The organism is Sorangiineae bacterium MSr11954 (genome assembly GCA_037157815.1).
Classification (GTDB): Bacteria; Myxococcota_A; Polyangia; order Polyangiales; family Polyangiaceae; genus Pendulispora; species Pendulispora albinea.
In genome coordinates this window covers 2,229,401-2,253,632 of the sequence record CP089984.1, presented here as the reverse complement: position 1 = coordinate 2,253,632, position 24,232 = coordinate 2,229,401, and the positions used below count along the sequence as shown (strand labels likewise).

Here is a 24,232-nt window from a genome sequence, read left to right as displayed (position 1 = left end):
GACAGCCCGATCATGCTTTCCGTGATCGCGTGTCTCTCAGGGCCAACCGGCCCCCGCATTGGCTCAGCATTTCGCTAATGCGCCTCATTCCAGTTCTTGCCGCTGCCAATATCGACCACCAGCGGCACACGGAGCGTGATGGCGCCCTCCATCTCTTCGCGGATGCGGCGCATGGCTTCGCCGACGTGCGCCTCGGGCACCTCGAACACCAGCTCGTCGTGCACGGTGAGGATCATCGTGGCGCCGGGGGCGACGGGCTTCGTCCCCAGCTTGACCATCGCCAGCTTGAGGATGTCGGCCGCCGTCCCCTGAATCGGCGTGTTTTTGGCCACGCGCTCCGCCTCCATGCGCAGCCCGCGGTTGGCCGAGTGCAGGTTGGGCAAAAAGCGCCGGCGCCCGAGCAACGTGCGCACCGCCTCCCCTTTGCCGGCGGCGGCGATGGTCTCCTCCATGAAGCGCGCGACCCCCGCATACCTGCGGAAATAGGCCTCGATGAAGCTCGCGGCCTCGGCGCGCGTGATATCGAGCTGCCGCGCCAGCGCCGAGTCCCCCATGCCGTAGATGACGCCGAAGTTGATGGTCTTGGCGCGCCGGCGCATCTCGGCGGTGACTTGGTCGCGCGGCACGTCGAAGACGAGCGACGCCGTGTGCGTGTGCACGTCCTCCTTCGTGCTCGAAAAAGCCGCGATCAGCTCCGGATCCTCGGACAGGTGCGCGAGCACCCGGAGCTCGATCTGCGAGTAGTCGGCGCTCACGATGAGGTGCCCAGGCGGCGCCACGAAGGCCGCGCGGATCTCGCGACCGAGCTCGGTGCGGATGGGGATGTTCTGCAAATTGGGATCGCTCGACGCCAGGCGCCCGGTGGCCGCCACCGTCTGGTGAAAGCGCGTGTGAATGCGCCCCGTGCTCTTGTTGATCGCGCGCGGCAAGGTGTCGATGTACGTGCCTTTCAGCTTGTCGATCTCGCGAAACTCCACCACCACCTTGGGCAGCGGGTGCTTCTCCGCCAGCTCCTCCAGCACCTCGGCGTCGGTGGATCGCCCGCCCTTGGGCGTGCGTTTGAGCACCGGCAATTTCAGCTCGTCGAACAAGATCTTCTCGAGCTGATCGCGCGACCGCACCGAAAAATCGGCCTTGGCGATCTCCTTCGCCTGGGCCTCCAGGTTGCGGAGCTCCACCTCCACCCGCTTGCCCAGCGCCTCCAAGACGCTCGCGTCGAGCAGCACGCCCGCGCGCTCCATGTCGGCCAGCACCCGCGCCAGCGGCAGCTCCACCTCGTGGAAGAGGCTCGAGAGCCCCTCGCGCTCCAGGCTCGGCGCATACCGGCTGGCCAAGGTCACGCACACCTCGGCCTCCGCCGCCGCAAAGGGCGTGGCTTCGTCGATTGGCAAATTGTCGAACGGCACCGGCGCCCCCTTCCCCTTCGCCGTCGAGGTGCCCGCGCCGGCCGCCCCCGTGGCCGGCTTCTTCTCCCCGTACACGGCGAGCTCGATCCCCAGCGTCTTGCGCGCCAGCTCCCGCAGCGAGCCGGGCGCGTCCGGATCGAGCAAGTACGCGCCCAGCATCGTATCGAAGGCCGCGCCCTCCACCCGGATCCCGTGGCGCGCGAGCACCAGGTGCGCCAGCTTCAAATGGTGCGACGTCTTCACGATGGCCGGATCCGCGAACAGCGGCGCCATCGCCTCCTTGACCGTCTCCCACGTCAATTGCGGCGGCGCGCCCAGGTAGCGGTGCGAAATGGGCACGTAGTGGCCGTCGCCCGGCTCGCTCGAGAGGGCCACCCCCACGATGGCGGCCCGCATGGGATCGGGATCGCTCAGGATCAGATCGAAGCCGAGTCGCTTCTTCGCGCGCACCGCGTCGAGCACCTTGGCCAGGCCCGCCGGATCGAGCACGCTCTGGTAGTTGCGCTCCACGGCCACCGCCACCTGCAGCTGGTCGAGCAGGCGATGAAACTCCAAGTCCAGGAAGAGCTCGCGCAGCGCCGCGTTGTCGGCCCCGCCGTAGCGCAGATGGGCCGGATCCCAGGCGATCTCACAGTCCGAGCGCAAGGTGACCAGCTTTTGGCTCACACGGGCGTCCTCCTCGTGCTTGGTCAGCGCCTCGCGCAGCTTGTTCTTCTTGATGGTCGACAGGCCCGCGTAGATGCCCTCGAGGGTGCCGAACTCCGTCAAGAGGTCGGCCGCCGTTTTGGGACCCACGCTGGGGACCCCGGGGATGTTGTCCGACGTGTCGCCGGTGAGGGCGAGCAGATCGCGCACTTGGCTGGGCGGAACGCCGAACTTGGTGCGCACCTCCGCGGGGCCGTACACCTTGTCGCGCATGGAGTCCCAGAGCACCACATCGTCTTTTTCGTCGTCGACCAGCTGCATCAAGTCTTTGTCGGCGCTCACGATGACCACGCGCATGCCGCTGGTGCGGGCGCGCGCCACCACGCACGCGATCAGGTCGTCGGCCTCGATGCCCTCGGCTTGGTAGATGGGGATGTTGTACGCCTTGACGATGGCCTCGCAGCGCGCCATCTGGGTGCTCAGATCGGGGGGCGGGGCCGGCCGGTGGGACTTGTAGCGGGCGTCGATGTCGCGGCGGAAGTTGGGGCCGCGCGAGTCCATGGCCACGGCGAGCATCTCGGGGCGGCGATCGTTCACCACCTTCTGCAGCATGTTCACCGTCCCCATCACCGCGTGCGTGGGCTCCCCCTTGGAGGAGGACAGAGGTGCGATAGCGTGGTACGCGCGAAACACGTACCCTGACAAGTCGATCAGATAGAGAACGCCGGGGGCGGCGGAGGGCGGAAGGACTGCGCTGGCAATGGCCATGCGCGCCACCCTACGTGACGGAGCGTTCACCGCAAGCGGGCGACTCCCCCACCGTGCACTTTTGATTACGCCACAGCGAAGCCAACGTCACGGCGAACGCCCATGGTTCGCAGCATCCCGCGCGGGCTGGAAGAAAACGCCCGCGCGGTCCGTAGGATTCCCTCGTAAAAATTCACATCGTCGAAGCCAGCCCCCAATTCCAGCAAGCATGAACGCGTTGGCGCGGACATTGCTCACATCCACGCCGCGCAGGTGGACGTGGGGTCGCCGCCGAGATACGCTGCAACCGCCCTTGCGCTTGGAATCGATTTTCTGCGCGATGCGCCTCGAGATGCCGAGATGTCGAAGACGCCAAGCTCCCCGCCCCCTTCCGCTGCCCTTATCGCCGACAAGTACAGGCTCGTCGGCTTAATCGGCCGTGGTGGAATGGGCTCCGTCTGGGAGGCCCGTCACGAGACCCTGGGTCTGCGCGTCGCCATCAAGTTCATCGAAAAAGAGTACGCCGACAGCAAAGAGGCGCGCAGCCGCTTCGACAACGAGGCCAAGGCGGCCGCCAAGATTCAGTCGAAGCACCTCATCAAGATCTTCGACCACGGGGTCACCCCCGACGGCAAGCCGTACATCGTCATGGAGCTGCTCGAGGGCGAGCCGCTCGATAAGCGCCTCGAGCGCCTCGGGCGCATGCCGCTCCAAGACGTCGCGCGCATCCTGCACCAGGTGTCCCGCGGCCTGACCCGCGCGCACTCCGAGCACATCATCCACCGCGATTTGAAGCCGGAGAACATCTTCCTCACCCAGTCGACCGACGACGACGAGGAGGTGGCCAAGGTCCTCGACTTCGGCATCGCCAAGATCCGCAGCACCGATCAAACGCTGTCGAACAGCACCAAGACCGGCGCGGTCCTCGGCACGCCGTACTACATGTCCCCGGAGCAGGCGCGGGGCCTGCGCGACATCGATCACCGCACCGATGTGTGGTCCCTCGGGGTCATCGTCTTCAAGTGCGTGACCGGCGTGCTCCCCTTCGAGGGCGAGTCGCTGGGCGATCTGTTGGTGAAGATCTGCACGGCCCCGCTCCCGGTCCCCTCGCACGTGCTGCCGGGTCTTCCCCAGTCGTTCGACGCATGGTTCGCCCGCACCCTCGATCGCGAGCCCGCGCGGCGCTTTGCCAATGTGGCGGAGATGGCCGATGCCCTCGCCTATCTGTCGGGGGTGAGCGTTCGCCGCAACCCCAGCTCCGGGGCCAGCGGGCGCGAGCTCGACCCCGCGTTCCGCTCCTCACCCTCGTTCCCGGGCGATCGCCCCCAGACGGTGCCGAGCGCCCCGCCCGCCGCCCAAGCTTTCACACCACCGTATCCACAGCACCACACCCCGGCCCATGCCACGCCGCCCAACTATGGCGTGCAGACACCGGGTCCGGGCGCCACGGCGGCCGTCCCGTATGCCTCGGCGCGCCCCAATGTCACGGCCACGGGGTTGGCCGCATCGACGCCGCGCGGGGGCAAGAGCTCCTCGGTCACCCTCGTCTTGGGGATCGTGGTGGGCGTGGTCACGACCATCGTCCTCATGGTGATCGCGTTTCGCATGAGCCCCTCCACGGAGGACAAGGCCAAAGCCGCTGCGCGGCACCCGTCCCTGGTTGGGGCTGGAGCCTCCGCGACCGACAAGACGGTGGAGAAGGCGCAAGCCGCCGCCGATCGCGCTTCGGAGAAAACCACGTCCGCGGCCGACCGAGCTTCCGAGAAGGCCGCGGCGGCGGCGGAGAGAGCTTCGGAGAAAGCCGCGACCGCGGCCGACCGAGCCGCCGAGCGGGCCGCGTTGGCCGCCGAAAAAGCAGCCGAACGCGCGGAGGGCCTGGCCACCAAAGCCGCCGACAGCGCGGCGATCATGGCCGACAAGGCTGCGGCCGAAGCCGCGGCCATGGCCGAAAAAGCTTCGGAAGCCGGCGCCGCCTCCGCCACCTCGCCGGCGGCGGCCAAGAGCACCACCCGCTCGCGAACGAAGCCTTCGAAGGAGAATCCCACGGGCACGGCGACCACGCCCCCCGCGTCCTCCCCAGGGCCGGATGCGCATCCCCCCAGCGAGCCTCCGCCCCGAAAGACGCATACCTCGTCCGCCGGAAAAGCCGACGACAACCCGGGTTACTGATTCGTCACCCCCGATTCATCGCTTCTTCATCGTCTTCGTCTTCATCATCTTCTTCATCTTCTTCATCGTCACCTGCACCCGCACCCCGCATGCGCAAAACCCATCTGTCCATTCTTACGATCGCGCTCGCGTTCGGCACCCTCGCTCTTTCCTCCTCCGCCCTCGCCCAGCCGGTCAGCGACATGGATCGCGCGGCCGCGCGCGATCTCTTTCGTCGGGGCGTGGAGCTGCAGAACAACGGCAAGTTCGAAGGCGCCCTCGATCACTTTACGCGCGCCAACGCCGTGGTGAACGCGCCCACGAACATGCTGCGCATCGCCGAGTGCCACGCGGCCCTCGGTCACTTGGTCGAGGCGGTGGAGATGTACCGCGCGCTCCAGCGCTACCCGCTCCCGCCGAACCCGCCGCCCGTGTTCGTGCAAGCCGTCGAGCAAGGGCGCGAGGAGATGAAGACCGTCGAGCCCCGCGTCCCCGAGCTGAAGATCGACGTCGCGCCTCCTCAAGTGCCGACCCTCACGGTCACCATCGACGAGCAGCCGCTGAACGCGGCGCTGGTCGGTGTCTCGCGGCCCATCAACCCGGGCGTGCACAAGATCGCGGCCAGCGCGCCCGGCTACACGCGCGCGGAGCAGACGGTCGAGATCAAGGAGCGTGAACGCAAGCCCGTCACCTTGACCTTGATCAGCACCGGCGGCGTCATTTATGGCCCGGCCGGCGCCGGCGGGAGCAGCCCTTACGTCACCATCTCCGGGCAGCCCGGGGCCGCGGGCGCCACCCCCGACAAGCCCCCCGTCTACACCACCGAAGAGCGAGCGAAGGCGGTGGATCTGCGCTCGCGCACGAGCATCTTCCTCGGCCCGCGCCTGGGGGCCGCCTTTGCATCGGGCAACTACGTCGTGAGCGGCACCAGCGTCGCCATGGGCGACATCGCGAGCACGGGCGTGGCCTTCGGCGGCGAGGCCGGCATCCGCTTCGCGCGCCTCTTCTACTTCAGCGTCGTGCTCGAGGCTGCGAAGTACGGCGACAAGAGCGAGGGCGGCATCAAAAACTCCGCCTCCTCGTTCCTCGCGGGCGGCAAGTTCGGCATCATCACCAACCCCGACGGCTTCGCCTTCCTCGGCGACATCGGCGTGGGCTACCGAAGCTTCTCCGTCGAGCAGACCGCCGCGGGCGTCAAGCGCAACACCGACGCCAACAGCGCGGAGTTTCTGGTCGGCATCGGCATGCACTTCAAGGCCGGCAACGTCCTGCGGCTGGTGCCGCGCATCGACTTGGGCGTGGGCTCCTTCGGCAGCACCGGCACCAGCGTCTCCGGCTCCAAATTGAACGACAACGAGAGCCACGCGCTGTGGATGCTCGGCCTCGGCGGGTACTTCGATATCAACCTCGATAAGCGCGCCGACGCCGCGAAGAGCGCCGCCGCCATGCCTCCCCCGCCAAGCCTTCCGTAAGGCTGAAACGTTCCGCGAATGACGCAGCAAGACAACGACGTGCAACGATTTACAAGTTGATGACAAAGTGTAGGGCGACGGGTGCTTAGCTCCAGGGCATGTACCTGTTTCTCTGCGCGGCATACTTCGTCGTCTTGCTATGCCTCGCGATGTACGGCCTGCATCGTTCGCATTTGGTCCTCACGGTCATCCGCCACCGAAAGAAGCTGCGCGCCATGCGCGACAACGCGCCCACGCTCGCGGACTACGTGACCAAACACGACAAACTGCCGCACGTCACCATTCAGCTCCCGCTCTACAACGAGGCAACGGTCGCCACGCGTCTGCTCGACCACGTGGTGAACATCCGCTATCCGCGCGAGCTGTTCGAGATCCAGGTCCTCGACGACTCCACCGATGAAACGCGCGCCCTGGTGCGCGACCACGTGGCCGATCTGGTGGCCAAGGATCCCTCGCTCGACATCGCGTACATCCATCGCGTCGATCGCACGGGCTACAAGGCGGGCGCGCTCGACGCGGGCCTCAAGGTGGCCAAGGGCGAGCTGATCGCCATCTTCGACGCCGACTTTTTGCCGCAGCCCGAGTTCCTCGAGCAGGTCGTCCCCGACTTCCTCGATCGCGAGGTGGGCATGGTGCAGGCGCGCTGGGGCCACCTCAATCGCGGCTACTCGCTGCTCACCCGCGTGCAGGCGCTCATGCTCGACGGCCATCACCTGGTCGAGAACCGCGCGCGCATGGCCGCGGGCTGGCTGTTCAACTTCTCCGGCACCGGCGGCATCTGGCGCAAAGAAGCCATCGCCAGCGCCGGCGGCTGGCAGCACGACACGCTCACCGAAGATCTCGATCTTTCCTACCGCGCGCAGCTCGCGGGCTGGAGGTTCGTCTACCGCGACAACGTGGTGAGCCCCGCCGAGCTCCCGGAGGACGTGAGCGCCTTCCGCGCGCAGCAGTTCCGCTGGGCCAAGGGCACCGTGCAGACCTCGCGCAAATTGATGAAGCGCGTGATGACGTCGAACCTCACGCTCTCGCAGCGGGTCGAGGCCTTCTTCCACCTCACGCCGCACTTCGCCTACCCGCTCATGGTGTTTTTGAGCCTCTTGCTGCTGCCCGCGTTGGTGCTGATGCCGGCCACCAACCCGCAGACCATGCTGCTCATCGACCTGCCTCTGTGCATCGGCACCACCGGCTCGCTCGCCGCCTTCTACGCCATGGCGGAGGCCGCCCAAGGTCGCCGTCGCATCGACGCGCTCAAGCAGCTCCCGGCGCTCCTGGCGCTCGGCGCAGGCTTGGCGCCGCACCTCTCAAAAGCGGTGCTCGAGGGGCTCGGCTCGATGGCGGGCGAGTTCGTGCGCACCCCCAAGAAGGGCATCGAGGTCGGCACGCCGGCCGCGCGCAGCCCGCGCTACCGCGCCCGCGCCGATCTGCCCATGGTCGAGGTGGGGCTCTGCTTGTTCTCGCTGGCGAGCACCGTCGCCTCGATCGAGACGGGCCACTGGTTCGCCACGCCGTTCGCGATGCTCTTCACCTTCGGCTACGGCTATGTCGCGTCCCTGGTGGCCAGCGAACAGATGGCGCGCCGCAAGGCGGCCGCCGAAGCGCCAGCTCTTGCGCAAGCCCCGGATAGCATGCGTGAGTTCGCTGCCAGCGCAGCGGACGCAGCCATCCCCGAGTAACGGCGTTCCGAGCTGAACCATTTTCCCCAGGCGCGAGTTTTCCGGTAGCGCTTATCGAAGAAAGCCGTTTACTATCCTTTGGATTGGGGCACGCTAGCCCCGTCCAGAAGGCGAGTGAGGTAGGTGCTGACAGGGGGTGGAGACGATCATGACGAAGGCTGAGATCGTCCAGGCGGTGTACGCGATAGGCGGCTTCTCCAAGAAAGAGTCGGCGGATGTCGTCGATTTGGTCTTCGAGATGATGAAGGAGACCCTTGGCCGCGGCGAGAAGATCAAGATCAGCGGCTTCGGCAACTTTGTTCTGCGGGACAAAAGGCAGCGGCCCGGCCGCAACCCACAGACCGGAGACCCGATCAAGATCAGCGAGCGCCGCGTGCTCACCTTCAAGGCGAGCCAGATCCTGAAGCAGGCGCTGAACTCGAGCGGCGTCAGCCCGCGCGACGGCGCAGCGTCCATCGGCGGCACCAGCGGCACCAATAGTCCGCGCGCGCGCGCGGATGGCAGCACGTCGATCCCGCCGCCCGCCCCGCCTGGTTCGTCCGACGGGAGCAGCCGGGTTCCCGCGGCGGCACCTGCACCGGCGCCGATTAATGGAACCCTCGGCGCCGATGTCGCGGCCGCTACGCCGCCTGTACCTCCAGCGAGCGCGAGCAGCTCGGGTACCTCGGGTAAAGCGGGCACCGCGGACGCAGGCCCGAGCGCCACCAACGAGTAACCGCTCGTGGCGCTCGTCCCCCGCCCGCCGCCATCGCTCGAAGCGCCACGGCCGCTCGCGGAGCTCGCTGGAATCGAATCATCGAAGCTCTATTTTCGCATTGGCGAGGTCGCGGCCATCGTCGGCGTGGAGTCGCACGTGCTCCGCTACTGGGAGCGCGAGTTTCGAACCATTCGCCCCACCAAGAGCGCGAAGGGTCAGCGCGTCTATTCGCGGCGCGATCTCGAGAACTTGCTGCGCATTCGCGACCTTCTTTACAAAGAAGGCTTCACCATTGCGGGCGCAAAGAAGCAGCTCGCAACCGCGCGGCAGGAGCCTCTGGCGGTCGCCTCGGCGGAATCGTTGGAGCACGCCGGCGTCTCCACCGTCTCGACTGTGTCGCCCGTCGCACCCGTCGCACCGGCAGCACCCGCCGCACCGGGAGCACCGGCAGCACCCGTCGCATCGGGAGCACCCGTCGCACCCGCCCCGCCCATCTCATTCGAAATCGACCTGACCGGGAATAAGATGCGCCAAGCACTGGTGGACTTGCGCTCGGAGATCGAAGGCTTCCTAGCCGAAGAGTGGTAGCCGTTTTCCTGCTGCACCTGGTGGAACCAAGCGTGTTACAAGGCCCACCTACGATGCTTGGTTACGCGCGTTCCCCGCGATCCCGGTCTTTGCCTTTTGCTTTCGTGCTCTCGAGCCTCCTCGGTTTGACGGCGACGACAGCGACCCGCGCGCACGCGCAGAGCGACGATAAGAACGCTCCCACGGCTCCCTCGAGCACCGAAGCTGGAAAACCGGGCACCGCGCCCACGCGCGGGAGCCTCCTTCCCCAACCCGACCCCAGCGCTCCCTCCTCCTCGAGCTCGAGCTCGAGCTCGTCCAGCTTCCCCGGTTCGAGCGCCGGATCGAACGTGGACCCGGCGAGCGATCAGCGCGAGCTGGCGGATCAGGGCAAGCAGCGCCCCACGCAAGATGGCTTGGTGGGCTCGCGCCCGCAGGACGTGTACAGCGAGGACTGGTGGGGCCGCATCCGCCCGGTGCTGGAACTGCACGGTTACTTCCGAACGCGCGGCGAGCTCTTTCACAATATGTCGCTGGGCCGCCACGATCCCCCGGGGACGGGCCTTTGGCCGCAGCCGATCGACAACAGCTACAACGGCCTGCAGCAGCAGCACGACCTGCGACTCTGCGGCTCCGACTTGAACAACCCGGAGCCCTGCCAGGACAAAACGCAGTCGACCGCCAACATGCGGTTCCGCATCAACCCCGAGCTCCACATCTCGGACAACCTGCGGATCATGTCGCAGATCGACATGCTCGACAATCTGGTCCTGGGCTCCACCCCCGACGCGTATGTGATGCGTCCGTCCGGCGCCGGCAACAATCCCTACGCGCCCCTCGGGTTCTTCTCCACCACCCAAGGACCGCCCACGGCGGGCGTGAACAGCTACCGCAACTCCGTCGACGTGAAGCGGGTGTGGGGCGAGTACATGACCCCCGTCGGCCAGCTTCGTTTCGGCCGCATGCCGCACCACTGGGGCTTGGGCATGCTGTGGAACTCCGGCGACAACATCGACGCGGACTACCACAGCACCGTCGACCGCATCATGTTCACCTCGGGCCTCAAGGCGCTCGATCTGTACTTCGGCGGCGCGTGGGACTTCGTGTCCACGGGCCCCACCAACGCCAGCGCCTACGACGTCAACGGCGGCCAGCCGTACAACACGGGGAACCTGCCCAGCGTCGGCGAGTGGGCCCTGTTCGTCGCGCGCCGCACCAACCCCGAGCTTCAGCGCCTCCAGCTCTCGCGCAACCAGGTGGTCATCAACGGCGGCTTGTACGCGCTCTACCGAAACCAGTACCTCGACATCCCCGTCACCCAGACGCCGTGGACGTTCTTCCGGGGCGCGCAGGGCGCGGTCAACCCCAACAACGGGTTGGAGCGCCGCGGCGCCGAGATGCTCATCCCGGACCTCTGGGTTCAGATCCTCTTCAAGAAGTTCCGCTTCGAGGCGGAGTTCGCGAGCATGTACGGGAGCATCGACCGCACGGCCAACCAGAACACCTCGGGCACCGGCGCCAATGTCGAGGCGACCAAGATCCGCATGTGGGGTCTGGCCACCCAGACCGAGTTCAAGGCGGTCGAAGACAAGCTCCGCATGCAGTTTGGATTCGGCTGGGCGAGCGGCGATCCGTGGCAACAGTCGCTGCAGCCCACGGGGAATGGCCTGAACGAGCTCAACGGCCGCGGGCCGGTTTCGACCTTTCGATTCAACCCCGCCTACAACGTCGACCTCATCTTGCACCGCCGGATCCTCTCGCGGGTGCAGGGCACGTACTACTTCCGGCCCTCGGTGGAGTACGACTTCCTCCGCAACCCGGGCGGCCAGAAATTCGGCGGCAGCGTGGCGGCCATCTGGAGCCGGGCGAGCCAGCCCGTACAGGCCCCCGGCCACAAGGCCGACCTCGGGCTCGAGCTCGATTTGAGCCTGTACTACCAAGCCAAGGACGGCTCCCTGAACGACGATCCGGACAAGCTCGGCGGATTCTTCGCCATGCTCCAGTACGGCGTCTTTTTCCCCATGGGCGGCTTGGATCACCTGCCGAACGAGCCGGCCACCTTAGGCGGCGATTTCGGCACGTCGAGCGCACACACGGTGCGTCTATTCCTCGGCATCGCCTATTGATGCCATACGGGTGTGCGTCTCACCGCGCTCGGCTCGGGGTGCGCGGGGTGACCTAGGGTGCGAGGCTCATTTTCGTCCGATTTCGGGCGACGCCTTGCGCTGGCCGCCCGCGACCCTAAGACCAAGGTCCGGTACGAACTTTTCGCGCGCCTGATCGGACCCCTGCATGTATTTTCTGGGCGCCGTACTAGTCTACACTGCACGTCATCATGCCGAAGATCCTGATCGTCGATGATCAGCGCAATATGCGCACCACCCTCGCGATGATGTTGAAGGGGGCGGGATACGAAGTCGAGGAGGCCGCCGACGGCGACGAAGGCGCAGAGCGCGGGGCCACCGGTGCGTTCGACATCGTGCTCACCGATCTGCGGATGGGCACGAAGGACGGCATGGAAGTGCTCGGCGCCATCAAAGACGCGCAGCCCATGACCGAGGTCATCGTGATGACCGCGTACGGCACCATCGAGAGCGCCGTGGAGGCCATGCGCCTGGGCGCGTTCGACTACATTCAAAAGCCGTTCACCGAGCAGGAGCTGCTCGTCAAAGTCGACAAGGCGCTGGAGAACCGCCGGCTGGCCGGCGAGGTCGCGTTTCTGGCGAGCGAGTTCAAGGATCGCTACCGCTTCGAGAACATCGTGGGGCGCTCGGGCGCCATCCGCGATCTGCTCGGGCGCATCGTGCGCATCGCCCCCACCGACGCCATCGTCTTGATCACGGGCGAGAGCGGCACCGGCAAGGAGCTGGTCGCCAAGGCGATCCACGCCAACTCGCGCCGCTGCGATCGCATGTTCGTGCCCGTGAACTGCGCGGCCATCACCGAGACCTTGCTCGAGAGCGAGCTCTTTGGCCACGCGCGCGGCTCGTTCACCGGCGCGGTCTCCGCCCGCAAAGGCCTCTTCGAGGAGGCGCACGGCGGCACCTTCTTCTTCGACGAGATCGCCGAAACGCCCCTCTCGTTCCAAGCCAAGCTGCTGCGCGTGATCCAGGAGAACGAGGTCCGCCGGGTCGGCGAGAACAAGCCTATCCGGGTCGACGTCCGCATCATCGCCGCCACCAACCAGGATCTGCTTCGGGCGGTGCAAGAGAAGCGGTTTCGTCAGGATCTTTACTACCGGTTGAATGTTGCACGGTTCCAGCTGCCAGCTCTTCGCGAGCGCCGCGAGGACATCCCCGAGCTGGTCATGCACTTCCTCGAGAAGTTCAACAAGAAGATGGGCGTGCGCGCCCGCCTCCACGAGGGCGTGCTCGAGGCCCTGGCGCACTACGATTTCCCGGGGAACATCCGGGAGCTCGAGCACATGGTCGAGCAAGCGGTCGCGCTCGTGCAAAACGGAACCATCACCGCCGACGACTTGATCCAGACGCCCCACGGCGATGAGTCCAATGCGGGCGCCAACCACGGCGGTCGAGCTTTGGCCGATGTGGTCGATACAGCGGAGCGCACGGCCATCGAGGGCGCGTTGCGCGAGAGCGACGGCAACCGTGAAAAGGCCGCAGAGCTGCTGGCCATCTCGCCCACGACGCTGTGGCGAAAGATGACCCGCCTCGGGATCGTGTTCGACACCAAGTAGAAGCGTGCGCGCGAGCTGACGTCCCCATCCAAAATTCGGTTGGGGGTTTCATTTTTGCGACGTGATTTCACGCTTGCACGGTGCAAGTAACTTTTCTCACGGTGAACCGTGGCAATCTTGACGGCATCGATCTTGCTGACCGAGCGGCATTGAAAATCGTGGGACCTCGAGCCTTCCGAGTTCGGAAGGTCAAGGGGGCGGGCCTCTGCGACCTGCAGAGGATCCCTATCGTGTAGCGCGCGCTACGCGGTTTCGAACGGGTTCGAACGTGGGAGGTTGAGAGGTGTCCTTGAGCGCGAAGGTTCTTGTCGTCGATGACGAGGTCAATCAAGGACGGGCATTGGCCCTCGGCTTGAGGCTCGAGGGATTCGAAGTGACCACCGCGCTGGACGCCGAAGCGGCGCTCGCCTCGCTGTTGGTGTCACCCGCGGACATCGCGATCGTGGATCTGATGCTGCCGGGCATCAACGGGATCGAGCTGGCGCGGCGCCTCACCCGCCTCTACCCGAAGATGCGCGTGGTGCTGACCAGCGCGTACCACCTCAGCGAGCGCCAGCTGCTCCGCGCCGATTGCGGGGTCGTCGGCTTCGTGCCCAAGCCTTACCGCCTCGACGAGCTCGCCGAGTTCTTACGCGCCAAGCTCGCTTCGAGCCCGGAGAGCGCGCGCCAATTCCGCCGCGCCTCTGGCAATTAAGGCACCGCTCGCGCGGGGCCAGTATTAGTGTCCGCGCGCCTTGCGAATCGACGTCTTCGACTACGACCTCCCGCCGGACCGCATCGCTCAGTATCCAACGCCGGAGCGTGAGCAGGCGCGCTTGCTCGTCGTGCCCCCGCGCGATTCGCCCGATACGGCGTTTCAGGATCGCACGGTGGCCGATCTGGCGGACGCGATCCCCGAGGGCGCGCTGGTGGTGGTCAACGATACGCGGGTGATCCCGGCCCGGCTGCTCGGGCAGAAGGCCGACACCGGCGGCAAGGTGGAGATCTTTCTCGTGCGCTTCGCGGAGAAGCGGGCCATCCCCACCCCCGGCGGCGGGACGCGCGAGGTCGACGTGTGGCACGCGATGGGCAAAGCATCGAAGCCCTTTCGATTCGGCAGCGACGTCATCGCAGGAAACGTGCGCATCCACCTCTTCGGGCGCGGCGAAGATGGCTTGCTCGAGGTGGGGCTCAGCAGCCTGACGAAGGAGTCGACGGAGCACGAGCTCGCGGCCGCGGGGCACGTGCCGCTCCCTCCGTACATCAAGCGCGAGGACGAGGCGCTCGATCAAGAGCGGTATCAAACCGTGTTCGCGCGCGTCCCGGGGGCGCTCGCCGCGCCCACCGCGGGGCTCCATCTGTCGCGGGCGCTGCTGGGGAGGCTCTCGGTGCGCGGGTGCGAGCTGGCCAGCGTGACCTTGCACGTGGGGCTCGGGACGTTCCAGCCGGTGATGGTGGACGATCTCGACGCGCACCCGATGCACTCCGAGACGTTCGAGATCTCGCGCACGACGGCGGCGGCCATCGCGAAGGCGCGCGATCGGGGCGCGCCGGTGGTGGCGGTGGGGACCACGGTGGTGCGGGCGCTGGAGAGCGCGGTCGATCCGGATTTTCACGCGGAGCGGGGGCGGGTGCTCGCCACGCGGGGGGAGACGCGGCTGCTCATTCAGCCGGGGTACCGGTTTCGGATCGTGGACCAGCTGGTGACGAATTTTCACCTGCCGCGTTCGACCTTGCTTGCGCTCGTGTGCGCGTTCGGCGGATATGAACGGGTGCTCGAGGCGTATCGGTATGCGGTTCGCGAGGGGTATCGGTTCTTTTCGTACGGGGACGCGATGATGTTGTCGCTCGCGCAGGACCCCTCGTGAAGCCGCACGCGCGTGGGTTAGGGTTTCGCGTGCTCGCCTACGACGGGCACGCGCGGCGGAGCGTGCTCTCGACCCCGCACGGCGACGTGGATTTGCCGACGTTCATGCCCGTGGGGACGCAGGGGAGCGTCAAGACCTTGGCGCCCGAGGAGGTGGCATCGACGGGGGCCCGCGTCGTGCTCGGCAACACGTACCACCTGTGGATGCGGCCGGGCCCGGAGACGATTTCGGAGCTGGGAGGGCTGCACGGATTTTCGCGCTGGCCGCACGCCATGCTCACCGACTCGGGGGGCTTTCAAGCGTTCTCGCTCTCGAGCCTCACCAAGCTGACGGAGGAGGGCTTCACCTTTCGCTCGCACTTGGACGGACGAAAGGGGCACCTCACGCCCGAGGAGGCGGTGCGCGTGCAGGGCCTCATCGGGGCCGATATTCAGATGCAGCTCGATGTGTGCCCGCCCGGTGAGTCACCGCGCGCCACCGTCGAAGAGGCGGTGGCGCGAACCACCCGGTGGGCCAAGCGCGCGCTCGCATCGCCCAGGCCCGAGGCGCAAGCGCTCTTCGGAATCGTGCAGGGTGCATGCTTTCCCGATCTGCGAAAGGCGCACGCCGAGGAGCTCGCGGCGCTCGACGTGGGTGGCGGCTTCGACGGGCTGGCGCTGGGGGGCTTCTCCGTCGGCGAGCCCATCGAGCGCATGCACGAGACGCTCGCGGAGGTCGCATTTTGCCTCGATCCGGAGAGGCCGCGCTATCTCATGGGCGTGGGGACCCCGCGCGATCTGCTCGTGGGCATCGAGCACGGCGTGGACATGTTCGACTGCGTCCTGCCCACGCGAAACGCGCGCAACGGGCAGGCGCTCACGCGCTTCGGTCGTCTCATCATCAAGAACGCACGCCACGCGCGCGATCCCGGACCGATCGACCCCCAATGTGGGTGCGCAGCTTGCCGCGGTGGCTTTAGCCGCGCGTACTTGCGGCACCTGTACCTGTCGGGGGAGATCCTGGCGCTTCGGCTCCTCACCTTGCACAACCTCCACTACTACGGCGAGCTCGTGGCCGGAGCGCGCGCGGCGATTTCGGAGGGGACCTACGCTTCGTTCAAGCGGCGCTCCCTCGAGGCTATGGAGCTGTAGGCGGCGCATCGGAAGCGAGCAAGCGGGTAAGCGGGTCGCGGCGGCGGGCCGCCATGGTGTACGATTCTCCTCCGATGGCGAACGAGGAGAAGAAGCCGCTTGGAAGCATCCTTCTCGCCCGCAAACTCATCTCGCCCGAGGTTCTTTCCCAGGCCCTGCGCGATCAACGGCAGTCGGGCAGCGGTGGTGGGAGCGGAATGCCGCTGGCATCGTTCCTCGTCGAGCGCGGAATCGTGCGTGAAGAAGACGCGCTGCGCGCCCTCTCCGAGCAGTTCGGGGTGCCGGGCATCGAGCTTCGCCAGCTGGCCATCCTGCTGGAGCACGTGACGATCATCCCGCGGGAGCTCGCGGAATCGCAGCTCATTTTGCCGGTGCTCGTGCGCGGCGAGCGCCTCTTCGTGGCGACCGCCAATCCGGCCGACAAGCGCGGCATCGACGAGCTCGAGTTCGTCACCGGAAAAAAAGTGTACGCCTACGTCGCCCTGGCCTACCCGTTGCGGCGGACGATCGCGGCCGCCTACGGGGCCCGGGTCGCGGGTGAATCGTACTACCTGGGCCCACGCGTGCCGCGCGAAACCTTGGTGCGCCTGGGCATCGCGCCCGCGGTGCCCGTTCCGCCCATTCCCGCACCGCCGCCACCTCTTCCGTCGTCTCCTCAGGTAAGTGCGGGCGCGGGTTCGGGTGGCGCTCCACCGGCTCCACCTCTGCCGGCGAGGGCACGTCAAACCTCGCCGCGCGCGTTCGAGCCGCCCGCGCCCCCGGAGAGGCTGGCCCCGACCACCGAACCGGATGTGGTGGCCGCAGACGAAGCGCCGCCGGTGGTGGTGGATGACGCCATGCAGCGGGTTTCATCGAATGCGCAGTTGTCGACCATGGAGTTCGGGCTCATGAGCCCCGATGCCTCTCGTGTGGACGAGCCCCCACCCGCGCACATCGAGCTTCCACCGATGGGCGACGACGAAGCTGCGCCCTCGACCCTGGCGCGGCCGGCGACGAACCACTCGGACGCCTCGGGCGGAGCGCCCCATCCGAACGCGAAGCCGGGCGCCTCGAGCGGCGGGCCTGCGGCAAAAACCATCCTGGTCGTGGACGACGAGGAAGAGATTCGATTCATGCTTCGCAGGGTGCTGCAGGAGCGGGGGTATCGGGTCATCGAAGCCGATCGAGGCTTCATGGCGCTGCGCACCGTCAAAGAACAGGTACCCGACCTCATCGTGCTCGACGCCATGCTCCCCGAGCTCCACGGGTTCGACATCGCGCGGCGCATCCGCGGGAGCGAAAAATACGGCGCGATCCCCATCGTGATGGTCAGCGCGGTCTACCGCGGCTGGCGGATTGCGCAGGACCTGAAGGACAACTACGGCATCGCCGCCTACATCGAGAAGCCATTCCGCATCCACGAGGTGGTGGATGCCGTGTCGCGCGCCCTCACCGAACGCGACACACGGCGCTCGGTGCACCCCGAGCGGGGCGTGGAGGCCATGAGCGCCGACGCTGAAAAAATGCTCGAGCAAGGCGTCGCAGCGTACCGCGCAGGGCACATCGACGACGCCATCGCGTCACTTCGCCGCGGTATCGAGATCGATCCGCTCGCGTATCGGCTACACTTCCACTTGGCGCTGCTTTACGGGAAAAAAGGGGCTATCTACGAAGGGATCCACGAGCTCGAGCGCGCTATCGAGCTGCATCCGAAGAACTTTGCAGCGCTGAAGAACCTCGCGGTGCTCTACGAGAAGGCAGGCTTCCGACACAAGGCCGTCGAGGTGTGGGAACGGTGCATCCAAGTCGCTCCCGACACCGAGACGCGAGCCCAAGTGAAGGAACGACTGATGAACTTACTGTGACGAAACGTTCTCGCCACCAAAAACCAGTATCGGTAACCTCCACGGACCTTTCGTGAAGTTTCTCTGCGAGCAGTGCAAGGCCAAGTACCAAATTTCCGACGACAAGGTCGCCGGAAAAACTGTGCGAATGAAATGCCGCAAGTGCGGCCATATGATTGAAGTGCGGGCTGAAGTCACTGAGACGAGTGTTTCGCGCAGTATGCCGAAGGAGTCGCGGATGGAGGGCCCGTCGCAAGCGGGGCACCTCGCCCCAGCTGCCGGAAGCGGTGCCCACCCGGCCGCGGCCGCCGATCCGGCGCCCACGGTGCGCGCGGACTCCGCGCGGATGGCCGCGCAGCTGGCGGCGCATTCCGGTGCTCACCCGACGCAGGCAACGCCGCGCCCGGCATCGAGCCGTCCGGGCACGGCGCCGCGGCCCATCGATGGGAGCAACTCCAAGGGCGGCGCCCTCACCGGGCTGGCCGCGGCCAAGAAGCCGGCCGTGCCGCGCGCGGTCATCACGCCGCCGCCGACACCATCCGAAGCGTCGCTCGGATCGGGCGCGCTGGCGGGCGCCTTTCAAAAGAGCATCGCCAAGGATGATCCCGCGCTGCGCGACATCACAGGCTTGCGCGAGTGGTACGTGGCCATCAACGGGGTGCCCGTGGGCCCGGTTCGCATCGCGGAGCTGCGGCGCAAGGCCTCCCTCGGGGCGGTGACGGAAGACTCGCTGGTCTGGCAAGAGGGCATGGAGGAGTGGCGGCCGGTCAAGGCGTACTCCGAGCTGCTCGCCTTGGTGCGCGAGGCCGCGCAGAGCGGGCGCCCTCCGCTCGCGGTCACCGGCGACGTGCGGCAAAGCACACCGCCGCCGCCCAAAGGCTACGCGCCGCGCCCGGTCACGGGCTCGGGCACGGGCGTGAGCCGCCCGGTGACGGGGCGGAGCAACGTCTTGCCGTTCGCGCCGCGCAACGCGGCCGCCGAAAAGCTGGAAGATCCGGAGGCGACGGAGTTCTCGGCCAACGCGCTCCCGCAGCAGACCTTGCGAACGTCGCCCGTTCCGCCCGAGGCCGTGGACGGTGGCGTCGATCCCTTTGCGCTCCCCATCGTCACGGCCGATTCGCCGGCCGACGCGAGCTTCAGCGATCCATTTCGACCGGGAACCCCCGGCCCGGGTATGGCGCGCGCGCCGCTGAGCGTGCAGATCTCACCGGCGTCGGGCAGCGTCATCTCGCCGTTCGCCGCGGGCAGCACCAGCAGCACGGCGCCGAGCTTCACCACCACGGCCGCGGCATCCGGCGATCGCTCCTCCGTGTCCCTCGGTCCGCCCATGTTGGCCACCGAGGAGCCGGCGCAAAAGAAGGGGCCTCCCTGGATTCCGATCGCCATGGTGGCGCTGGCGGCGGCCTTTGGCATCACGGCGGCCATCGTGATCTTCCGGCAGCCCCAACAGACGCCCGCGGCGCAGCCCACGGCGCAAGCGGCCACCCCGCCGCCGGCCGCCTCGACACCCCCTGCCCCGCCGCCGTCGGCCTCCGCCGACATCGAGCTGCCGGAGACGACGACGCCGCCCAGCGCGGTGGCCGATAACAAGCCGGCCCCGTCATCCCCCAAGCCCACGACGACCCCGCCGAAGCCGCCCCCCGCGTCGACCGGCGGAAAAGTGGCGGACCTCGGCGATCTCATCCGAGGCAGCAGCACCGGTCCGAGCACCACGAGCGGCCCCACGAACCAGCCGGGCGGCGGAGCTTCGCTCTCGGAGGAACAGATCCGCGCCGTGATGAACCAGCACTCGGCGGGCGTGCGCCGCAACTGCTGGGAGCGCGGACAGGCCCAGCAATCGGTGGTGAGCGTCACCGTGCACATGACCATCAACGGTCAGGGTCAGGTGACCAGCGCCAGCTCCGACGGCAACGAGCCGGCCATCGCCAAGTGCATCGAGACGTCCGTGCGAAGCTGGCAGTTCCCGGCCACGGGCGGTCCGTCCACCGTCAACATTCCGTTCAAGTTCGTGCGCCAGTAACGGCGCCGCGACACCTCTTCGATCACGGGAGCGCCAAAGCGTTCACGTACGGCGCTCGCGCTCCCGTGCTCGTTCCCATCCCCTTCCCGATTTCTCTCGGGAACGGGTGCGGGGGTCTCGAAGAGGCCCACGACGGCCGCTCGGCCGGAGCGTCACGGGAACGTGTACGGGCTGGTGACCGAGCATGACGCGAGCGCGCCGTCACGCGATCACGGCGTCGGGCGACACGAGCAGGTACGGCTCCGCGATGGGCTCGCCGCCGTCTTCGGGCGTGAGCCGCAGACCGTGCTCGCCGCGCTCGCCTGCATAGATCAACGTGCACGATCCGGCGCCCGAATCATCCACGGACACCGCCATCGCGCGCGTCGCCGATCCATCCGCACCTTGGGCGTGCACGCGCCACATGCCATCGCGTCCGTCTTCGGCTTCGTAACGGACGCGATGCACGGCGACAGGCTCGCCGGTGGCGTGGAAGCGCATGCTGCACCCGTTGGGAAGCGCATCGTGCTCTTCGACCTCGACGTGAATGAACGAGCTAAACGAGCTGGAGCCCACGGCTCCCACCGTATCACCTCTCCGCGGCCTCCGAGACGGAGATGCCAAAGGAGGGATCCTCGTAGAGCCGATCGAACACGCTACCGAACGTTTTCTCCACGTTCTTCCGCTTGATCTTCAACGTCGGCGTAATCTCATCCCGGTCCAGCGAAAACTCCCGGTCCAGGATGTAGACCCGTTTCACCTGCTCCACGCGCGACAGCTTTTGATTGCCGCGGCGCACGGCCTCGGCGATGCGCCGTCGAACGTCGGCCTCCATGGTGAGCCGCTTCATGAGCGCATCCAACCCCTCGGGCTGCGACAGCGGGTTGTCGAGGAGCGCCTTCTTCATCCGCTCGGAGATGTCGGGGCGCTCCACCAGGCCCTTTTGCACCGCCCACTCGATCCCCTCGATGGGGCTGATCGACACCAGCGCGGTGACGTACGCCCGCCGATCGCCGTGCGCATGCACCTGGCTGATGATCGAGTCCTCGCACTTGATCTCGTTTTCGATGTTGCTCGGCGTGAGGTTCTTGCCACCGGCCGTGATGATCAGGTGCTTCTTGCGGTCGATGATGTAGAGGTACCCATCGCGGTCGTACTTGCCGATGTCCCCGGTGTGCAGCCACCCATCCTTGTCGATGATCTCGGCCGTGGCCTCGGGCGCCTTGTAGTACCCCTGAAAGACCACATCGCCGCGGACCAGGATCTCGCCGTCGGGCGCCAGCTTCTCCTCCACGAAGTCGACGACCCGCCCCACCGAGCCAAGCCGAACCCCGCCCGGCCGATTCATATGGGTGACGGCCGTCGCCTCCGTCATGCCGTACACCTCGTAGATGGGAAAGCCGATGCCCCAAAAGAACTCCAGGATCTTCTTGGGGATGGGCGCCGCACCCGTCAAAAAGAAGCGCGCCCGCCCGCCGAAGATGTCGCGCAGCTTGCGGTACACCAGGCGATCGGCCAGCTGGTACTGAAGGCGCAAGGTTCGCGGGATCGGCTTGCCCTCCTGCCAATGCGCCACCGTGCTCTCCGCCACCCGCTCCGCCCAGCGAAAGATCCCCTGCTTGAGCGGCGGCGCCTTGGCCACCTCGTTTTGAATGCGCGCGTACGCCTTCTCGAAGATGCGCGGCACGCTGCCGAACAGCGAGGGCCGGAGCTCGCGCAGCTCGTTGATCACCGCCGAGGTGCTGGTCGCGTACGCGGTGGCCGTCCCGTAGTTGATGCGCACGTAGTGCCCCACGATGCGCTCAGCGGCGTGCGCCATCGGGAGGAAGCTCAGACAGATGTCGCCCTCCGCCAGCGGGATCATGCTGAGCCCCGTGAGCAGGGCCACGATGTTGCGGTTGGAGAGCATCGCCCCCTTGGGCGGCCCCGTGGTCCCGCTGGTGTAGACGATGATGGCCGTGTTCTTCTCGTCGATTTGCGACACGCGCGTCTCGATGCGCGCGCGGTCGACCCGCGACAGGATGCAGTCGGAAAAGGGACGCACCCGCGGCTCCTCCGCCATCACCCGCTCCAGGCCGCGCGTCTCCCACACCAGCACCGCCTCGACCTTGGGCAGGCGGGGCAGCGCGCCCAGCACCTTCTCCAGCTGCTCCGCATCTTCGACGATGATGAAGCGGCTGTCGGAGTGCTCCAAAATGTAGGCGAGCTGCTCGGGCGCCAAGGTTGGGTAGGCGCCGACCGTTACCGCGCCCGCCAAGAGCCCGCCCATGTCGGCCACGCACCACTCGGGCCGCGTGCTCCCGACGATGGTGATCTTGTCGCCGATGTTCAGCTTTGCGTCGAGCAGCCACGTCGCAAACGAGGCCGCCGCCTCGTAGAACTCGGCCCAGGTGGAGCCAATCCAGTTTCCACCCGACTTGCGCTTCCACGCCACGTTGTCGGGCGTCTTGGCCACGCGCGTGAGGAACAACTCGGGCAACGTCTTACAATGCGGGGTGATGGCGATCGCCGGCCTTCTGGCGACCGATTCACGCTCGAGCAACTTCGTATCCGTCTTCTCGAACATTCTCGAAATCCCTCCCCCTCCCGCCCCCGACCCCAGCCTCGTAAAGCCCCGGGATCGGGATGGACAGCGGAATGGGCAAAAAGCTCAACGTGGCCCGAAGGCCGGTGAACGATCGAACGTGCTATTCTTGATTGAGCGCCTGATCCCAGTAATTGCAGAAGCTGTCGCGGTGTTTGCTCCGGGTGGTGACGGTGGTATCGAGGATCATCGTCTTTTCGGTCTCGAGATCGTATTTCGGCCACGCGGGCGCGCTAGCGGTATTGGGATTGCCGGTGATCAGGTTCGTCCAGTACGAGCGCGCGCGCGTCCCCAGCAGGCGCTCGGCCGAGGTTTGCGAATAGAGGAACGCGTCGGTGGTGTTCCACACGATGGGGAACTCGGCGGCGTGAAAGGCGCCATCGAGGAGTGAAAGGACGTGCGGCGCGCGATAACCGTGTGTCCAAACGTAACGGTAAACGGCGGAGCTCCCTCCTTTGATGGCATTGCGCGCCACCCGGCGCTCGTCGCATCCGAAGATGATGTCCGTTCCAGCATCGATGATGGCGCGGCGGCCATTCGGGAATGGATTGAAGTAGGGATACATCTTCTTCGCGTCCGCCGCAAACGGCCCCGCCACCAAATCGAGGGCGGCCTCGTACGAGACGAGATCCGCTCCGAGCAGCGGGACGAGCGCCGCCTCATCGGAGTTGTTGCCCACGATGAGCGGCACCTTGTTGTGCTTCCCTTCGCGCATGATCTTGTACGGATCGTCGCTGGTGAAGGCGTAGTCGTCGACATTGGGCCCGTACCAGAGCTGCCACATGCGCCCCTCGCGCACCCCCTTCAGGAAAAGCTCGGTGATGGCCAAGCCATTGCCGAGCGGGTTGAGAAAGTGGAAGCCCGGCACATGGCGCAGGCACGCGGGGACGTCTTTGGCGCCCGCGCACCCTTCGCGCGTCACCACGTCCTGGCCTTGCGCGTACCTTCGCGCCCGCGGCGCCACGCCGATGCCGCCGCTCTCCATGATGGCGGCGTGGAACAAGCCCGCCGCCAGCGGCGAGACCAAAAGATGCCCCACGCTCACCGCGCCAGCCGACTCGCCGAAGATGGTCACTTGGTTCGGATCGCCGCCGAAGTTGGCGATGTTGTCGCGCACCCACTGCAAGCCTGCGATCTGATCGAGCGTCCCGTAATTGCCCGAGGAGCCGTGCGGATCTTCGGCCGAGAGCGCCGGGTGGGCCGTGAATCCGAGCTCTCCGACCCGGTAGTTCATGGTCACCACCACCACGTCTTGCTCCTTCGCGAAGGTCGCGCCGTGGTAGAGGTTCCCCGTTCCATCGAAGACGAGGTCCTGATCGCCGGCGCCGATGGTGAAGCCGCCGCCAAAGAGCCAATACATCACGCGCTTCTTGGCCCCGGCCGTCGCATTCGGCGGCGTAAACACGTTGAGGTAGAGGCAATCCTCACTACCGAAGGTGCCCTTTTGCGGCAGAAGCTGGAGGCACGCGCTGGCCCCCTCGGTCGCGTCGCGAACGCCCTCCCAGTTCGCGTCGAGCGGCTCCGGTGCCTTGAAGCGCCGCGAGCCCACGGGGGGTTTCGCAAAGGGAATGCCCAGGAAGGTCGGCACCCCTCGATCGATTTTGCCGCGAACTGCCCCCCGGTTGGTCATGACCACCGGATTGGTTGTGCCTTGGGCGTTCGATGCCTCCGGCCTGGCGCCGGGGTCGCTTGGATCGAGCTCGCTCCGAATGGCACCGTCGGCGGTCGTCCCGTCGCCCGAACAGCCAATGAGCGCTGCAGCCAAGCTTGTCAGGATGAAAAATCGCATCATGGATC

General features: G+C 66.8%; 15 protein-coding genes and 1 pseudogene. 12 read left to right on the top strand and 4 right to left on the bottom strand.

Going from position 1 to position 24,232, the window contains the following annotated elements:
* Nucleotides 1-74: 74 nt before the first annotated feature.
* Complete coding sequence (gene polA, locus LZC94_09240) at nt 75-2,819, bottom strand: DNA polymerase I (GenBank protein WXB17451.1); 2,745 nt, start codon at nt 2,817-2,819, stop codon at nt 75-77.
* 426 nt (nt 2,820-3,245) lie between these two features.
* On the opposite strand from polA, the gene LZC94_09235 reads away from it, so the two are divergent.
* The 12 genes and pseudogenes from LZC94_09235 to LZC94_09180 all read left to right on the top strand — a co-directional run bounded on the left by LZC94_09235 (nt 3,246) and on the right by LZC94_09180 (nt 19,872).
* Nucleotides 3,246-4,967, top strand: coding sequence for a protein kinase (locus LZC94_09235; protein WXB17450.1), 1,722 nt, complete (start codon nt 3,246-3,248; stop codon nt 4,965-4,967).
* An 89-nt stretch (nt 4,968-5,056) separates the two neighbouring features.
* Nucleotides 5,057-6,418, top strand: a complete 1,362-nt coding sequence (locus LZC94_09230; GenBank protein ID WXB17449.1) for a hypothetical protein — start codon at nt 5,057-5,059, stop codon at nt 6,416-6,418.
* Between the two features lie 98 nt (nt 6,419-6,516).
* A complete protein-coding gene (locus LZC94_09225) occupies nt 6,517-8,091 on the top strand; it encodes a glycosyltransferase (protein WXB17448.1) in 1,575 nt (524 codons plus the stop codon).
* Nucleotides 8,092-8,239: 148 nt separating this feature from the next.
* Nucleotides 8,240-8,524, top strand: a pseudogene (locus LZC94_09220) (integration host factor subunit alpha).
* A 288-nt stretch (nt 8,525-8,812) separates the two neighbouring features.
* A complete protein-coding gene (locus LZC94_09215; GenBank protein WXB17447.1) occupies nt 8,813-9,376 on the top strand; it encodes a MerR family transcriptional regulator in 564 nt (187 codons plus the stop codon).
* Between the two features lie 125 nt (nt 9,377-9,501).
* Nucleotides 9,502-11,481 (top strand): TIGR04551 family protein, encoded by a 1,980-nt coding sequence (locus tag LZC94_09210; GenBank protein ID WXB17446.1) that lies wholly within the window; start codon nt 9,502-9,504, stop codon nt 11,479-11,481.
* Nucleotides 11,482-11,690: 209 nt separating this feature from the next.
* Nucleotides 11,691-13,052 (top strand): sigma-54 dependent transcriptional regulator, encoded by a 1,362-nt coding sequence (locus LZC94_09205; protein WXB17445.1) that lies wholly within the window; start codon nt 11,691-11,693, stop codon nt 13,050-13,052.
* Nucleotides 13,053-13,341: 289 nt separating this feature from the next.
* Nucleotides 13,342-13,746, top strand: coding sequence for a response regulator (locus LZC94_09200; protein WXB17444.1), 405 nt, complete (start codon nt 13,342-13,344; stop codon nt 13,744-13,746).
* Nucleotides 13,747-13,786: 40 nt separating this feature from the next.
* Complete coding sequence (gene queA, locus LZC94_09195) at nt 13,787-14,899, top strand: tRNA preQ1(34) S-adenosylmethionine ribosyltransferase-isomerase QueA (GenBank protein WXB17443.1); 1,113 nt, start codon at nt 13,787-13,789, stop codon at nt 14,897-14,899.
* 29 nt (nt 14,900-14,928) lie between these two features.
* Nucleotides 14,929-16,029: a tRNA guanosine(34) transglycosylase Tgt gene (gene tgt, locus LZC94_09190; GenBank protein ID WXB17442.1), complete on the top strand. Its 1,101-nt coding sequence runs from the start codon at nt 14,929-14,931 to the stop codon at nt 16,027-16,029.
* 74 nt (nt 16,030-16,103) lie between these two features.
* Nucleotides 16,104-17,873: a response regulator gene (locus tag LZC94_09185; protein WXB17441.1), complete on the top strand. Its 1,770-nt coding sequence runs from the start codon at nt 16,104-16,106 to the stop codon at nt 17,871-17,873.
* 217 nt (nt 17,874-18,090) lie between these two features.
* Nucleotides 18,091-19,872 (top strand): GYF domain-containing protein, encoded by a 1,782-nt coding sequence (locus LZC94_09180; protein ID WXB17440.1) that lies wholly within the window; start codon nt 18,091-18,093, stop codon nt 19,870-19,872.
* A gap of 201 nt (nt 19,873-20,073) precedes the next feature.
* Here the strand turns inward: LZC94_09180 and LZC94_09175 are convergent, their stop codons facing one another.
* The 3 genes from LZC94_09175 to LZC94_09165 all read right to left on the bottom strand — a co-directional run bounded on the left by LZC94_09175 (nt 20,074) and on the right by LZC94_09165 (nt 24,227).
* A complete protein-coding gene (locus tag LZC94_09175) occupies nt 20,074-20,427 on the bottom strand; it encodes a hypothetical protein (GenBank protein WXB17439.1) in 354 nt (117 codons plus the stop codon).
* Between the two features lie 13 nt (nt 20,428-20,440).
* Nucleotides 20,441-22,417 carry a long-chain fatty acid--CoA ligase gene (locus tag LZC94_09170; protein WXB17438.1) on the bottom strand — a complete coding sequence of 659 codons (1,977 nt, stop codon included), beginning with the start codon at nt 22,415-22,417 and terminating at the stop codon, nt 20,441-20,443.
* Nucleotides 22,418-22,538: 121 nt separating this feature from the next.
* Complete coding sequence (locus LZC94_09165) at nt 22,539-24,227, bottom strand: carboxylesterase family protein (protein WXB17437.1); 1,689 nt, start codon at nt 24,225-24,227, stop codon at nt 22,539-22,541.
* Nucleotides 24,228-24,232 lie beyond the last annotated feature (5 nt).

Coding starts and splice junctions, on each gene's coding strand:
- polA (WXB17451.1), bottom strand. CDS start 2,819: ATGGCCATTGCCAGCGCAGTCCTTCCGCCCTCCGCCGCCCCCGGCGTT.
- LZC94_09235 (WXB17450.1), top strand. CDS start 3,246: ATGGGCTCCGTCTGGGAGGCCCGTCACGAGACCCTGGGTCTGCGCGTC.
- LZC94_09230 (WXB17449.1), top strand. CDS start 5,057: ATGCGCAAAACCCATCTGTCCATTCTTACGATCGCGCTCGCGTTCGGC.
- LZC94_09225 (WXB17448.1), top strand. CDS start 6,517: ATGTACCTGTTTCTCTGCGCGGCATACTTCGTCGTCTTGCTATGCCTC.
- LZC94_09205 (WXB17445.1), top strand. CDS start 11,691: ATGCCGAAGATCCTGATCGTCGATGATCAGCGCAATATGCGCACCACC.
- LZC94_09185 (WXB17441.1), top strand. CDS start 16,104: ATGGCGAACGAGGAGAAGAAGCCGCTTGGAAGCATCCTTCTCGCCCGC.
- LZC94_09180 (WXB17440.1), top strand. CDS start 18,091: ATGGAGGGCCCGTCGCAAGCGGGGCACCTCGCCCCAGCTGCCGGAAGC.
- LZC94_09170 (WXB17438.1), bottom strand. CDS start 22,417: ATGTTCGAGAAGACGGATACGAAGTTGCTCGAGCGTGAATCGGTCGCC.
- LZC94_09165 (WXB17437.1), bottom strand. CDS start 24,227: ATGATGCGATTTTTCATCCTGACAAGCTTGGCTGCAGCGCTCATTGGC.